This window comes from Anabaena sp. 90 (assembly GCF_000312705.1).
GTDB lineage: Bacteria > Cyanobacteriota > Cyanobacteriia > Cyanobacteriales > Nostocaceae > Dolichospermum > Dolichospermum lemmermannii.
The window spans coordinates 3,039,391-3,054,277 of the sequence record NC_019427.1; the positions used below are offsets into that span (position 1 = coordinate 3,039,391).

The 14,887-nt window shown below is 39.9% G+C and carries 12 protein-coding genes and 1 pseudogene; 10 read left to right on the top strand and 3 right to left on the bottom strand.

Going from position 1 to position 14,887, the window contains the following annotated elements; all coding sequences use genetic code 11:
* The first annotated feature begins 24 nt into the window (after positions 1-24).
* Positions 25-1,722, top strand: a complete 1,698-nt coding sequence (locus tag ANA_RS13245; protein WP_015080561.1) for a DUF3352 domain-containing protein — start codon at positions 25-27, stop codon at positions 1,720-1,722.
* 201 nt (positions 1,723-1,923) lie between these two features.
* Positions 1,924-2,676 carry a serine O-acetyltransferase gene (gene cysE / locus ANA_RS13250; protein ID WP_015080562.1) on the top strand — a complete coding sequence of 251 codons (753 nt, stop codon included), beginning with the start codon at positions 1,924-1,926 and terminating at the stop codon, positions 2,674-2,676.
* A 24-nt stretch (positions 2,677-2,700) separates the two neighbouring features.
* On the opposite strand, the gene ANA_RS13255 is transcribed toward cysE, so the two are convergent.
* Positions 2,701-3,282 carry an Npun_F5749 family FMN-dependent PPOX-type flavoprotein gene (locus ANA_RS13255; protein WP_015080563.1) on the bottom strand — a complete coding sequence of 194 codons (582 nt, stop codon included), beginning with the start codon at positions 3,280-3,282 and terminating at the stop codon, positions 2,701-2,703.
* A 62-nt stretch (positions 3,283-3,344) separates the two neighbouring features.
* Between ANA_RS13255 and ANA_RS13260 the strand changes: the two genes are divergently transcribed.
* The 8 genes and pseudogenes from ANA_RS13260 (at position 3,345) to ANA_RS27100 (ending at position 12,937) form a co-directional block, all read left to right on the top strand.
* The gene (locus ANA_RS13260) at positions 3,345-3,716 is read left to right on the top strand and encodes a hypothetical protein (RefSeq protein WP_015080564.1); all 372 of its coding nucleotides are present in this window, start codon (positions 3,345-3,347) and stop codon (positions 3,714-3,716) included.
* Positions 3,717-3,732: 16 nt separating this feature from the next.
* On the top strand, positions 3,733-4,089 hold the full coding sequence (locus ANA_RS13265; RefSeq protein WP_015080565.1) for a hypothetical protein: 357 nt from the start codon (positions 3,733-3,735) through the stop codon (positions 4,087-4,089).
* Between the two features lie 258 nt (positions 4,090-4,347).
* Positions 4,348-4,746, top strand: a pseudogene (locus ANA_RS13270) (ribonucleoside-triphosphate reductase); the annotation flags it as partial.
* Between the two features lie 735 nt (positions 4,747-5,481).
* Complete coding sequence (gene ltrA, locus ANA_RS13280) at positions 5,482-7,146, top strand: group II intron reverse transcriptase/maturase (RefSeq protein ID WP_235082041.1); 1,665 nt, start codon at positions 5,482-5,484, stop codon at positions 7,144-7,146.
* Positions 7,147-7,252: 106 nt separating this feature from the next.
* The gene (gene nrdJ, locus ANA_RS13285) at positions 7,253-10,264 is read left to right on the top strand and encodes a ribonucleoside-triphosphate reductase, adenosylcobalamin-dependent (RefSeq protein ID WP_371260408.1); all 3,012 of its coding nucleotides are present in this window, start codon (positions 7,253-7,255) and stop codon (positions 10,262-10,264) included.
* Positions 10,265-10,563: 299 nt separating this feature from the next.
* Positions 10,564-11,847, top strand: a complete 1,284-nt coding sequence (locus tag ANA_RS13290) for a valine--pyruvate transaminase (protein WP_041458436.1) — start codon at positions 10,564-10,566, stop codon at positions 11,845-11,847.
* 5 nt (positions 11,848-11,852) lie between these two features.
* The gene (rimM, locus tag ANA_RS13295) at positions 11,853-12,563 is read left to right on the top strand and encodes a ribosome maturation factor RimM (RefSeq protein ID WP_015080569.1); all 711 of its coding nucleotides are present in this window, start codon (positions 11,853-11,855) and stop codon (positions 12,561-12,563) included.
* A gap of 197 nt (positions 12,564-12,760) precedes the next feature.
* Positions 12,761-12,937 carry a hypothetical protein gene (locus tag ANA_RS27100; RefSeq protein ID WP_015080570.1) on the top strand — a complete coding sequence of 59 codons (177 nt, stop codon included), beginning with the start codon at positions 12,761-12,763 and terminating at the stop codon, positions 12,935-12,937.
* Positions 12,938-12,955: 18 nt separating this feature from the next.
* On the opposite strand, the gene ANA_RS13300 is transcribed toward ANA_RS27100, so the two are convergent.
* Both ANA_RS13300 and ANA_RS13305 read right to left on the bottom strand, forming a co-directional pair.
* Positions 12,956-13,390, bottom strand: coding sequence for a ferritin-like domain-containing protein (locus ANA_RS13300; protein ID WP_015080571.1), 435 nt, complete (start codon positions 13,388-13,390; stop codon positions 12,956-12,958).
* 180 nt (positions 13,391-13,570) lie between these two features.
* Entirely contained in the window at positions 13,571-14,599 is a 1,029-nt protein-coding gene (locus tag ANA_RS13305; protein ID WP_015080572.1) for a helix-hairpin-helix domain-containing protein, read from the bottom strand.
* Positions 14,600-14,887: the final 288 nt, after the last annotated feature.

Sequence of the window (14,887 nt, forward strand, 5' to 3'; positions counted from 1 at the left end):
TTTCTAAAAAATCCTATACTATTCATGTTTGCAGAAAAACTAAAAAATATAAAGAATGTGAACAGTCAACACTTAACAAAAAATATTAAACTTGGTTTCCTTATAGCTGGCATAATCACGCTTGTGCTAGTTTGTGTAGCTAAATTCTCCTGGTTTTCGGGGAAAAGTCCAGTTAGTCTTGTCGTTCGCAACTCTCAACCCGCTGCGGCTATATTTGTCTCCAAGTCTTCACCAGCAATGGTATCATTATTGGTCAATCCCGACGGGTTACAGACAATAGCAGCAAAAGGAGAATTTTCTCAACTCAAAAATAGTCTATTGGCAAAAAATAATATAGATTATTCAAATGATCTTAAACCCTGGTTGGGTGATGAAATTACCCTAGCTGCAACTACCATAGATATAGACCGTGATCCAGACAACGGACTACAAACCGGGTATTTAATGGCACTTGCAACTACAAAACCAGAGAAAAGCCGTGAGTTTTTGGAATTATTATTTTCTAACCGGGCTTTTAGTGGGACTAATTTAGGAATTGAACGTTACAAAGGTGTCAAGGTTATTTCTGATCATCCCGAATATGCACCAGACTTAAAAAACCAAAATAGTTTAGCAGGTGCAGTTGTTAATAATTTTGTTTTGCTGGCTAATCATCCTCAAGTTATCAAAGAAGCAATTAATAATTTACAAGCACCAGATTTAAACTTAATTAGTTCTCTAGAATATCAAAAAGCTACTCAACAAATCTCTAAAAATGCTGTAGCTGTGACTTTCTTAAATTTGCCCGAAGTTGGTAAATGGCAAGGATTAGAATTGGCAGAATCAACTTATAATAGCCAAATTCTCTCCTTCGTTTTAAATTCCCAAGGGTTGCTCACAGAAAGTACATTTTTAACAAATTCCCCAGTTGTACCTTCATCTTTACCCCTATCTCAATCTGTAGGAGCATTACAGTATATTCCAGAATCAACAGCTTTAGCGATCGCTGGCACAAATTTGAATAAATTAGGCAATAGCGATATAGCAAAACTGTGGAAACAAGCAACAGCAAGCATTTACGGTTCTAGTGAAGAAGGGATTTCTCGATTACTACAACCCTTAGCAAAAATCCAACACAATTGGAATTTAAACTTTAGCGAAGATATTTTCAACTGGATAACAGGAGAATACGCTTTAGCCTTATTACCCAATTCAGAAAATACAACCCCTCATTGGTTATTTGTCATCGAAAAAACCCCAGAATTAGCAGCAGGAATCACACATTTAAATAATATTGCCAGTAGAAGTGGTTTTAACGTTAGTTCCCTAACTTTAGATCAACAAAAAATAGCAGCTTGGACAAAAATTACAGCCACAAGTGAAAATAACACATCTATTAATGTTGACACAAAAGTTAAAGGAGTGCATACAACCTTAGATAATTATGAAATTTTCAGTTCTGATTTAAAGACGCTAACAGCAGTTTTGAGTCAAAAGCAAAAATCTCTCCTAGAAAGTCCTCAATTTCAAAATAGTATTGCGACAATTCCCCAACCCAACCAAGGGTATATTTATCTAGACTGGGAAAATAGTCAAAATCTTCTCAAACGTCAACTACCCTTGCTTAAACTTGCAGAAGTATTGGGTAAGCCACTTTTTGATAATTTAAAATCCCTGACAGTGAGTAGTTATAGCAGCGAACCAGGAACACTTAAAGGTGGAGTATTCTTGCAACTGCATTAAAAAATCAGAATTAACTACACTTTAACAGTCCAGAAGCCTTAGATACTAAGGCATAGATGATTTAGTCCCCAATTAACAATCACCAATCACCAATCACCAATTACCAATCACCAATTACCAATCACCAATTACCAATCCCTAATTACCAAGTCACGATAATATGAGAGAGTAGCTTGTTGTGCTATCAAGGGTACTATCTCAATGTTCTCTAGACTCCGTACCGATTTTCGCATCATCTTTGAACGTGACCCCGCAGCCCGGAATTGGTTGGAGGTTTTGTTTTGCTATCCAGGTTTGCAAGCCCTAGTTTTCCACCGCTTTGCACACTGGTTGCGTCGTCTTGGTCTTCCCTTTTTCCCCCGCTTGATTTCTCACATTGCGCGGTTTTTAACAGGTGTAGAAATTCACCCAGGGGCTACAATTGGTGAAGGCGTATTTATTGATCACGGAATGGGAGTAGTAATTGGGGAAACAGCCATTATCGGTAACTACGCGCTGATTTATCAAGGTGTCACCCTGGGGGGAACAGGTAAAGAAAGCGGTAAACGTCACCCCACATTAGGCGAAAATGTCGTCGTTGGTGCCGGTGCAAAAGTTTTAGGAAATATCGAAATTGGTGATAATGTCCGCATTGGTGCAGGTTCAGTGGTGTTGAGAGATGTACCATCTAGTTGTACCGTTGTCGGTGTTCCTGGTCGCATTATCTACCGTTCAGGAGTCCGGGTTGCACCTCTAGAACACAGCAATTTACCAGACTCAGAAGCCCAAGTCATTCGCACCTTAGTTGACCGCATTGAAGCCTTAGAAGCACAAATTCAAGCTTTACAAACTCCCGCCAAAACTCCAGTTTTAGTTGGTAAATTCCTTCCAGAAGATGAATTACCAAAAGAACACAATTTTTGTAATATCCGAGATAAACAGATTCAGGAATTTTTTGATGGTGCGGGAATCTAGGAAGTTAAACACTAAAAATTAAAATTAAGGGTTTATTGCTTCAGTCAACCATTCTTGGTTTTCATTGCGGTGATAAACCCATCTATTTTGTGGTTCACCCCGCAATTCTAAATGATCTACTTGTACTGGTTCAAGTAATAATAGACAAAAATTTTCTAATGGCTGAATATTGTCTGGTGCTGGTGGTGTGAAAGCTTCCGGTGTTTGTACTCTCATCTCACCAGGAATAGGCCAAGCAAATTGTAACCTAGCTGCATCACTTAATTCTTGCCACATTTTGATTCTCGCAGGTTGTAAATGTGGGTGAGAATCAGCACTTACTAATATTAATTCTCCACTAATCCGAAATTGTTCTCTGGTGTTAGGAAAATACCAGCAAATTTCCGCTGCGGATTGTTTTGATATTTGTTCAGCTTTTTCACTACGAATATCGGTAATAAATTTTAGCTGATTGGTATCGTCTAGAAAGCCCCGAAATACGACGGTACGATTAGCAGGAAAACCATTTTCCCGCACTGTTGCTAGTTGTACATAGCGGGCATAAACGAGGCTGCGATTTTTATGTAGGGCGCGGGTAATCAGACTTCGCCAAGGTGCTAGGGACATTTTTAAATATGGTTGTAATTAATATTTCTAATATTGTACGGTAATCCGTACCTAAAAATTCTTTGTCTCCTAAAATTACACTTCTACGTTGGGTATGTCAACATACTCCTGAAAAAATAGTTAAGATTGCTAAACAAGCTGACGGCAAAATAGTCTTTTTAGAAGAAGGAAAACCTGGTAAAAGAGGAAGTGGACTATTACACATTTTGGATAAACATCAAGAAGACTTTGCCAAACGGGGAATTTCTGAAGATGAAATTGCCGATGTTGTTATGGCTGCTGTAATCAGTGGAATGTTTCTTGGTTATCAAGGAACAGTAGAACCTCGAAGAAAAATCTATGAAGTAAACTTTAATGGAAAAAAGCAGTATATAGCAGTGACAGTAGGCGATAATGGTTATATAGTTGGAGCTAATCCAGCCTCATTACCATAATTCCACCGTAGTAGCTATGGCAATAAAAATTAAACTAATGGCTGATTATGGGTGCGACCCTTTATGGTGGGCAGATGCTGACAAAGTTGGTAACATTGACCCAGCCAAACTGCCCCTCAGCCAAGAAACCATTAACCATTTGAGAAAATGGGCAACTGCTTATAATGCCACATTAAATTGGCAAGATCCTGGTAATTCACCAGATTTGAGTCCAGAAGCAGCAGCAGCTTTTGAACAGGAAGGAATTAGTTTGTGGAAACAACTACAAAAAGAACTTGCACCTAATTATGAAGTTATCTATTTCAGTGAGCAATTAAATCAAGTTGTAACTAATACAAATGAATTGGCATCTTTACTTACTATCTCTGCTTGATGAATAGTCAACGCAAAAATTACACAAACAGCACTATTACATAGATAGCCTATTCTACGAAAACTGACAGATAAAAAGTTGAGATTCTATTACCCTGATAATGCACTGTCGGGGTTTTATACTTAAACAAAAAACAAAAATATAGTTATAATTGGCACAGACTAAGCTATAGCGCAAAGTAGTAAAATTTTCAATCTTTAATCTTAAATCTACTTGGCGTATAGTCATAGTTTGTCCATAAGAAATCATACTCAAATTATGCTTCAAGAACTTGATAGCCTGCGTGACGACGTAGGAGTCATACGTCAACGTCAGGGTGCAGCTTTTCCAGAATCTGCTCCAGCAGCCAATCCCGTGTTTTTTAGAACCTACAGCCGTCGGACAGATGCAGGTTTGAGAGAAACATGGGATCAGGTGTGCGATCGCACTTTACGCGGTTTAGTAGAACTGGGAAAACTCACCCGTGAAGAAGCTGCCATTTTAGATAAGATGCAGCGAAACATGAAATCCCTCCCCAGTGGGCGCTGGATGTGGGTTGGTGGCACAGATTGGTTAGCCAAACCCAAAAACTTCTCCGGTGCTTATAACTGCACCTCTACCAACCTTTTAGACTGGAGTGCCTTTGGGTTGATGATGGATCTAGCCATGATGGGCTGTGTGCGATTCGTTGGCTAGAAACTAAGCCCAGCAAGGGTTTTAGAGGATTAGCCGCAAGGTAACTTTACTCAAAAGGTAAGAGCCTTGACAACTTGATAGTCATGTTGGTGACATTGGATTATCAAAAGTTAGTACAGATAAATCATAGAAATATTCAATGGTTTGTTTGAAAAGCATAATAAAATCTGATGAATTCCAACCCCCTAAGTGCAAGGGTGAAAGCACTTTCCCCACGGTAGCGACTAGCCATCAATCCGTGAAGCGGGAATGAACGGTGGTAAGAAGCCAGTCCAGGCTTCGACTCCAACCAGCAAGAGAATATGGTTAGCGAAAGCAAATCTACGTCTGAATCATCGTGAACATATAAAACAGCTTAGTGGACTAACAGGCTGTGCCAAAAGGCAAGGGCAGAGTGACCAGAATACAACCGTCTGGTCTGCACCACTCGTAACCCCGGTGAACAGTAGAAACCTAAATTCTCAATCAATGACTATCAGGAACGAAGTAACCACATAGATTCTCTCAGGAAGGTCGATCCCTGAGTAGGTGCTAACCGGATGAACTATGTGGCGAGATTGAGTCAGAAGCTAACGCCTACGGTAATGCGTAGGATACGCTGACGGACTCACGGAAAACAGATATATGTAGGTACAATTAGCAATGAAGACGACTAAAACGAGTTTCAAGACTACGGTGGTATGGAACAACATCAACTGGAAGAAAATCCAGCGGATGGTGTTTAAGTTGCAAAAGCGCATACATAAAGCTGCTCAACGTGGTGATGTCAAAGCAATGCGAAGACTCCAGAAAACCTTAATGAAATCCTGGTACGCCAAGCTACTAGCAACGCGAACTGTTACCCAAGACAATAAAGGCAAGAACACGGCAGGGGTGGAGGTCGTAAAATCTCTTGGATATGCCCAACGTCTAGAATTAGCCAACAGTCTAGGAACTACTAGGAAGGTAAAGCCAACCCGTAGAATCTGGATTCCAAAGCCAGGAACAGACGAAAAGCGACCCCTAGGAATTCCCACAATGTCAGACAGAGCTAATCAGGCATTCGCCAAATTAGCCTTAGAATCAGAATGGGAAGCCAAATTCGAGCCAAATAGTTACGGGTTCAGACCAGGACGGGCAGTACATGATGCCATCGAAGCCATTTACTTAGCAATACACTGTAAAGCTAAATACGTGCTAGATGCCGACATCTCCAAGTGCTTTGACAACATTGATCATCAAAAGCTATTGAGCAAACTAAACACATACCCATCCATGAAACGGTTAATTCGTAGCTGGTTAAAAGCTGGTTTTATGGATAGGCGCGATTTATTCCCAACAAAAATGGGAACGCCACAAGGTGGAGTTATTTCCCCACTACTGGCAAACATTGCCCTTCACGGTATGGAAGAGGTCATTAAGGAATACGCCAATACCCTCCCTACTCGGAGGAACTATGGCAGAAAACAAAACCGCAATGCCCTCAGTTTAATTCGCTACGCAGACGACTTTGTGATTATTCACGAAGATATCAATGTTGTGTTAGGGGCAAAAGCTGTAATCGAAGGTTTCTTAAAAGACATTGGTTTGGAACTCAAACCAAGCAAGACCAGAATTTGTCACACCTTTGAAGAATATGAAGGGGAAAAACCTGGATTTGATTTTTTAGGTTTTAACATTCGACAATTTCCAGTCAACAATGGGATGAGCGCAAGGACATCAAGAGGAAAAACCCTTGGTTTCCAAACAATCATCCAACCAAGCAAGAAAGCGATACAAAGCCACTACAAAGTTATATCCGATGTTATTGACTCCCATAAGGCAGCACCACAAAAGGTACTAATCCAGAAGCTTAATCCTATCATTCAAGGATGGGCTAATTACTACTCATCTGCTTGCTCAACAGATGCTTTTAGAGACTTAAATAATAAGATTTATCTCAAGTTGGCATCATGGGCAAGATACAGACACCCCAATAAAGGGGCTAAGTGGGTGGTACAGAAATACTGGACGACCGTAGGTGGAGATAACTGGGTGTTTGGTTACATGAATCCGGACACCGAAGAAAGATATATTCTCTCAAAGCACACTTGGACAAAAATTGTCCGACATACTAAGGTTAAAGGCGAGGCCTCACCATTTAACGGTGATTTCGTTTACTGGGGAGCAAGAACTGGAAAAAGTAAAGAGATTCCCTCTCTACTTGCAAAAACCCTTCACAAGCAGAAAGGTAAATGTGTCCATTGTGGTCTAACGTTTACAACAGAAGACCAAATTGAACTAGATCACATTCTACCAATCAGCTTGGGCGGGAAAAGAAAGTTCAATAATATTCAAGCATTGCATAAACATTGCCATGACAAAAAGACAGCCACGGATGGCAGTCTGAGTAGTTCCTTTTGACAAGGGTATGTTTTCTGAGGAGCCGGATGAGGTGAAAGTCTCATGTCCGGTTCTGGAGACGAGTAGCATTCGTGAGAATGTTGCTTAGTTTAATGGGACAGGTGCGATCATCGAACCACAATATATTAATCAACTTCCCTCTATCCGTAATCGCCTCAATATCACCATCATAGGTGAAATTGGCAGCACACCCCAAGCACAGCGTCGTGAATTTACACAAACCCATATAGAAGCTAACACCGCTACTATCCACGTTGGAGACAGCCGGGAAGGTTGGGTAAAATCCTATCAAACCCTTTTAGAACTTTCTACGGATGAACTTTTTACAGGTGACGTTCAGGTAATTGTTGATATTAGCGATGTCCGCCAATCTGGGGAAACTCTCAAAGGCTTTGGCGGTATGGCTAATCCTGTGAAGTTGCCTGGATTGTATCAGCGTTGCGCCTCTATTCTCAATAAGGCAATAGGCAGACAATTAAACTCAGTTGAATGTTGTTTGTTGATTGATGAAGCTGCTGTAACAATTGTAGCAGGCAATATCCGTAGAAGTGCGGGCATGAGACAGTTCCTTTCTGAAGATGGACAAGGTGCGACTGCTAAAGATAACCTCTGGCAACAAGACGCACAAGGTAACTGGCGTATAGATCCAGAACGCGATTCTCTGAGAATGGCCAACCATAGCCGAGTCTTTCACCACAAACCAACCTTAGAAGAATCCATTGTGGCTGTACGTAAACAATACTATAGCGGTGAAGGGGCAATTCAATGGGCTGGTGAAGCAGTTGCTAGAGCGAATGTTGATTTATTAAATACACCAGAACTCAAAAAAGAATTTTTACAAGCTTATGAGCAAGGAAAAGTCGAGCAATGGATACAAGAACGCCACCCAGAAATTGATTCTCAAGAATTAGAGCATCGTTTGGGTAGATATGGCTTAAATCCGTGTCATGCAGGTGATACATTAGTATCTACTAATCAGGGATTAGTACCTATTAAAGATTTAGTGGGTAAACCATTTCAAGCATTAGTTGACTTACGTTCTGTAGGATTAACTGGAGTCAAATTAACTGATGCGATCGCCTTTTCCACAGGAGTACAAACAACTCATATAATTACCCTAGCAAATGGCCAGCAAATGAGATGTACTGCTGACCATCAACACTTTACCAATCACGGATGGGTAGCAACCAAAGATTTAACATCTGAGCATCATATCTATATCCAAAAAGGTGCGGGATATTTTGGTGAATCTACTATCACAGTTGAACAAGCGCAAATGCTTGGTTGGTTATACGGTGATGGCTCAATTTATCAAGGTTCAAGAGGATTAGACGCTGTATTTTACATCAATCAAAATGAATACGAAACCGTCTTTCCTATTTTGACTTCTGCTGTGGAATCTTTGACAGGCTACAGTCACAAGCCAAGCCTAGTTAAAGGTGTTTATACATTCCATAGTGGTTCACGTTTAATGGATTCATTTTTCAATAAACTAGGTGTACAGTCAAAAGACTGTTTACCAGATAGATTTTTCGCTCAATCAAAAGAGGTAATTATTGCTTTTCTACAGGGATTATTTTCCGCAGATGGTTGTGTCAATGTCAAAGGTAGAAATATAGAACTGCGTAACCGTTCACGGCAATTACTCAGTCAAATTCAGATCATTTTACTTAATTTAGGAATCAAAAGCAGCCTCCTAATCAAAGAAAAGCCAGGAAGTAAGGGAGTTCCATACACATTAAAAGATGGAACTCAAAAAGTCAGTCAAAATCGGGGTAGTTGGAGACTAATAATTTATTCAGGAGAGGAAGCCAGAAAATTTTGGGAATTCATAGGTTTTCCTCTAACACCTGATAAGCAAGGACGTTTAACAACACTGGCTACCAAACAGTCTTCAAGAAAATACAGCGAAGCTATTGTTAGTCGTAGGTTCAGTTCAAAGGTTCAAAGCATAGAAGAATTTGGAGAAGAGCCTGTTTATGATCTTCATGTTCCCCTCACTCATTCCTTTATTGCTAACGGATGTATTACTCATAACTGCGGGGAGATACTAGGTGTTAATTTTCACTGCAATCTTTCAGAGGTACACTTAAATCAACTCGACCCCGACAACTATAAAGAACAAAAAGAGGCATTTACCGCTGGTGCGCTTTCCGTCGTCGCCCTGTTAAATCACCAATTTCTCGAACCCCGCTATCAATACAGCCGGGAACTTGATCCCATTGTCGGTGTATCATTTACCGGTTTATTTGACTTCTTTGTTCATGCTTTTGGTACAGATTGGTTACGGTGGTGGGAAGCAGGAAGACCCGAAACTCCTGAAGGACTGATTTTTAAACGTGGTGAACAAAAATATCTCAACTTGTGGAAAGATGTAGTTCATAAAGTAGTGTGGGAATATTGCGATCGCCATCAGATCAAACGCCCCAACCGGTGTACTACCGTGCAACCAGCCGGCACCAAATCCCTCTTAACAGGAGCATCTCCCGGTTGGCATCCCCCCAAAGCTCAAAGATTCATTCGTCGGATTACCTTTGGCAAAAATGACCCCGTAGCCCTAGCTTGTATAGATTATGGTTACAACGTCATTCCTTCCCAATCTGACAAAGATGAAAACGGCAACTTACTTAATGATCCTTTTGATCCTCGCTGTACAGAATGGTTAGTAGAAATACCCGTCGCTGTATCTTGGGCTGATTTACCCGGTGCTGATGTCATTGATGTATCTCAGTTTTCCGTTTTAGCCCAACTAGATTTTGTGATGCAAGTCCAAAGTCATTACGTCACCCATAACACCTCAGCCACCCTAGAACTCCGTTCTGAAGAAGTTGAATTATTGGGAACACGTATCTATGAAGCTATCCAAAATGATGAAGGCTATATTTCTGCTGCGCTGTTAGCCCGGTTTGACGATTTGCAATCATTCCCCCGTCTTCCCTTTGAACCCATAGACAAAGCCACTTATGAACGCTTATCTAAAGAAGTCAAAGCCCGACGCAGAACAGATGATTTCTGTGGGGCGCTAAGTCGTTACGACTTGGGAGAATTATCAGAAGCAGGACCGAGTGGTTGCGACTCTGATAAGTGTATGTTCCCAGAACAGCCACCCACTTCATAAAATCCGTTTTCAAAGAAACAAGAATCCCCGTCCCTCTATAGGGCGGGGACTATCAGCAAGCCTAAATAATTGCTTGTTAACTCACCCAGCATATAGTACATTAGTACCTAATACAAAAGAAATCTCCCATTCTTGAAGGTGAGGCTTTATTGACTATCAGATTTTGTTAAAATCGCATTCACTGGTTTAAATTAGTTAAAGGCAGTGGCTGTTTTGGCAACTATAATAAATTTTGTCTTAGCTGCAACTACCTTTCAATTTATCCACTTTTGCGATTAATTCAGTCTGTAACAAACATGATAAAACCTGCCCTTACGAAAATTGGCGCTCAAATGTCCAACTTAACTGGCGTAAGAGCGATTATGAAAGATATTAATGAAACCCTCAGAGCTAGTAAGGGACAGGAATTATATAATTTGAGCGCTGGCAATCCGTTGATTTTACCAGAGGTAGAACAGTTATGGCGGGATTGTACGGCAGATTTATTAGCCAGTTCTGAATATGGTGAAGTTGTTTGTCGTTATGGTTCAAGTCAAGGTTATTCACCATTAATTGAGGCGATTGTTCAGGATTTTAACCAGCGTTATGGGTTAAGTTTAACTGAGCGGAATATTTTAATTACTGCGGGTAGTCAAACTATCTATTTTTACGCCGCTAATGCTTTTGGTGGCTATACTGAAGATGGCAATTTGAAAGAAATTGTGTTGCCGTTAAGTCCAGATTATACTGGCTATGGTGGTGTTTGTTTGTTCCCAGAAGCTTTGGTTGCTTATAAACCTACTCTGGATATTGATACAGCCGCACATAGATTTAAATATCGTCCTGATTTTAATCAACTTGCGATTACAGAAAATACCGGTTGTGTGATTTTTTCCCGTCCTTGTAATCCGACGGGTAATGTTTTGACTAATGATGAGGTAAATAAAATCACTGATTTAGCTGCACCCCATCATGTACCTGTATTGATTGATTCGGCTTATGCACCTCCTTTCCCAGCTTTGAATTTTACAGAAATGACTCCGATATTTGGGGAAAATATTCTCCACTGTATGAGTTTATCAAAAGCAGGTTTGCCTGGAGAACGGATTGGGGTAGCCATTGGAGATGAAAACCTGATTCAAGTTTTGGAATGTTTCCAAACCAATGTGGGAATTCATTCTTCTCGATATGGTCAAGCGATCGCAGCTAGAGCGATAGAATCAGGTACATTAGCAAATATCGCGGAAAATGTGATTCGTCCTTTCTATCAGCAAAAGTTTGATGTCTTAGAAAGTACCCTAGAAGCAGCTATGCCTAAGAATATACCCTGGTTCTTACATCGTGGTGAAGGGGCGATTTTTGGCTGGTTGTGGTTGCAAGATCTACCCATGACTGATTGGGAATTTTACCAGGAATTAAAGAAAGTGGGTGTAATTCTTGTCCCTGGTAGTAGTTTCTTCCCTGGTTTAAAGGAGGACTGGGAACACAAACACCAATGTCTGCGAATTAGTTTAACAGGTAGTGATGAGGAAATTACTATTGGTATGCAGCGTTTAGCAAAAGTTGCTGAACGGGTTTATCAAAGTGCGGCTGTAAGTGTGTAATAAAAATGAACCACGAAGAAGCGAAGAACACGAAGAAGAAGAAGAAAGGAAGCAGGGTGCAGGGTGCAGGGGGAAAAGCTCAAAAAGTACCTGTTCCTAATCACCAATCACCAATTACCAATCACCAATTCCCAATTCCCAATCTTGATGATTGGTTGGAAATTGGCAAAATTGTCTCACCTCAAGGTTTAACTGGGGAGTTGCGGGTTTATCCTAATACGGATTTTCCTGAACGCTTTGAAGAACCGGGAAAACGCTGGTTATTACGTCCAGGGGAAATGGAACTTGAAACTGTGGAGTTGTTAAATGGGCGATATATTGAGAATAAGAATCTTTATGTGATTAAATTGAAGGGAGTGAGCGATCGCCATCAAGCTGAAAATATGCGTGATTGTCGGTTTTTTGTGCCTGTGAGCGATCGCCCAGAATTGGATGAAGGTGAATTTCATGTGTTAGATTTGCTAGGGTTGCAGGTCTTTATGCAATCATCTGGGGAATTTGTGGGAACGGTGGTGGATATCTTACCTTCTGGTCATGATTTATTAGAAGTTAAATTTGATCCTGCTTTTATCACTAATAACGAAGAATTGACAACTGATAAAGTACAAAAAACTGTTTTAATTCCTTTTGTGATGGAAATTGTTCCTGTTGTTGATTTAGAAAATCGTCGAGTTGAAATTATTCCTCCCCCCGGTTTATTGTCAATTAATAATTAGGGCTTGCGGAAAAAGTGGGAAAATGCCAGAAAAAAGATGACTAAGTAATTAGGAAATGTTAACTAGTACACTGTGGCGTAAGTGAACGAAGCATTTTCAAGCCTTGTAATCAATCAAATTTTCGGAGCTTTTAATGGTCATGTTATTTACGCCAACTTCTACTAGTTAGTTGTCAGTTATCAGTAGGGGCGAAGCATTTGGAAGATAAATTATCGGTCATTGCCAAAAATAGTTCTCCAAATGCTTCGCCCGTACAGTTGTTAGTAGCCGCGAAGCATTTGCAAGATAAATTATCGGTCATTGCCAAAAATAGTTCTCCAAATGCTTCGCCCGTACAGTGGTCAGTTGTAGATTTTATTTCTCCTGAATTCTGACTCCTGACTCCTGCTTTATTAGCTAAAATCGCGTAACATTTTCTTGAGTTCGAGATTGTGCATCTCTTCTTGTCCGATCATACCACGGCTGAATTCTTCTAAATAAATACTGGCATTGTTGACAACTGCTAGAAGACTTTTGTACATATCTAAAGCTTTCTTTTCATGGGATAAACTTTCTTGCAAAATATCCTTAACGTTATGTTTGAAAGTTTCTTCCATTGGGGCGATTCTCAAAGTAGGATGTCCTTCTAAGCCTGTGAGAATTTCTCCTACTTGTTGAGCATGAAGTAAGGATTCTGTGGCTTGCGCTTTGAAGAATGCCACAATAGGTATACGATTTGGACCTGTTACCATTAAGGAATAATGGGTGTAGCGCACTACCCCTGCTAGTTCAAATTCCATAATGGAGTTGAGAATATCAATTGTTTTTTGGTGGTCGAGTTCTTGCATTAGTTGTTAAGTTGAGCAAAATTACATCAGGAGAGGATTTAGCTACCAATTATTAGTGAGCAGTTATACTTTTTTTAGGGTTTGAAAACCCAAACTATTCTCACTCTTAGTTTTTAACTATTTGCTCTCTTGTCTACTATTTTAAACTTCTTTTTCTGTACCTCCAATGGTGTGAAAATACTAACTTTGTGCTTTAGTGCTGGTTTTTTCTCGCACTTTTTGGGTATTTTCCTCGATGGTTTTCACTAGCTTGGTAACATCTTCTGGAGTGCTAACTGCTTGCGCTGGGGGGATAGCAGTAGGCCAAACTTTCACCAATTCCACAAAAGCTGTATCTATGGCTTTGTGTGCTTGAGGATGTTCTTGGGTCATTTGGCTAGAAATACTTTTATATAGCTCCTGAGAATAGACGACAAAGCCACGAGAATCTTGATATTCAATGGGGGCAGTAATTTTGCCATTCGCAATTGCTGCACCATATTCTGAGTTGGCTGCGTCTAGTAAACTGGTGATTACTTGCAGAACAAATTCGGGTTTACTGCGTTGTTCGGCTGGTAAAATTGCGATCGCACTATCCACAGCTTGCACAGAAGTGGTAAAGTTAGTTTTGATTTTGGCATCCTTGGGATTAGATTTCACTAAATCAGTTAAACTGACCAAATTACTTTTAAATTCTTTAACTTTGCGCTCATCTAATTGTTCTTCAATATCAATATAAATCTCCTCAACTGGATGTCCAATATGGGGTTGAGCTTGTTTGGGTTGATTTTGATCTAATAATTCTTTGGCTACTAAAAGATGTCCTTTCATTAACCCCAATTTGGTCATGTAGTCAATATCTTTAGCTTCACCTGTAAGTACCACTTCCTCAACTGTCACCATGTCTTTAATTTGGTTAAACTGTGGTTGAGTAATCACTTTTTTACTGACTAAATCCGTGGGATTAGCGTAGGGACGATTAGCTTGGATTTTGTTGGATAAAGCCGGAATTCCTAATGTAGCTTCTAATTTATCTAATTGGGATAAAATTGCATTATTGATATTAATTTTAGCTTTACCACTATGACCGCTATGGGCGCTGGTTTCTGCAACTTGGGCTGTACTTGGTGTTGATTTAACGTCTGCTGTCGGTGTATCCTGGGTACAGGAACTCAGGGAAATCATCGCACAAGCCGCGATAGATAAGAATAAATAACGGAATTTGATCATTTTTACTCCTGGTAAATTGAATAGTTCTAACTAGCTTAATAGCTTTTTTAATAACCTCTTATTTTGATCTATCACAAATGAGAGATTTTATCAAATAATTTATCTAGGATTCTAAATTATTTGCCTATATACTTATATTATTTTTTTACCAAAGAGCGTGTTTTTATGAGCATTGACGAAACAACTTGATGGATGAAAAAAGATGCAATTTTTACTAGTTATATAATATGGATATATAGAATAACTGATAAAAATTCTCAATACATAAACAAAAAAATAGGTTGAAGA

Coding starts and splice junctions, on each gene's coding strand:
- ANA_RS13245 (WP_015080561.1), top strand. CDS start 25: ATGTTTGCAGAAAAACTAAAAAATATAAAGAATGTGAACAGTCAACAC.
- cysE (WP_015080562.1), top strand. CDS start 1,924: ATGTTCTCTAGACTCCGTACCGATTTTCGCATCATCTTTGAACGTGAC.
- ANA_RS13255 (WP_015080563.1), bottom strand. CDS start 3,282: ATGTCCCTAGCACCTTGGCGAAGTCTGATTACCCGCGCCCTACATAAA.
- ANA_RS13265 (WP_015080565.1), top strand. CDS start 3,733: ATGGCAATAAAAATTAAACTAATGGCTGATTATGGGTGCGACCCTTTA.
- rimM (WP_015080569.1), top strand. CDS start 11,853: ATGAACCACGAAGAAGCGAAGAACACGAAGAAGAAGAAGAAAGGAAGC.
- ANA_RS13300 (WP_015080571.1), bottom strand. CDS start 13,390: ATGCAAGAACTCGACCACCAAAAAACAATTGATATTCTCAACTCCATT.
- ANA_RS13305 (WP_015080572.1), bottom strand. CDS start 14,599: ATGATCAAATTCCGTTATTTATTCTTATCTATCGCGGCTTGTGCGATG.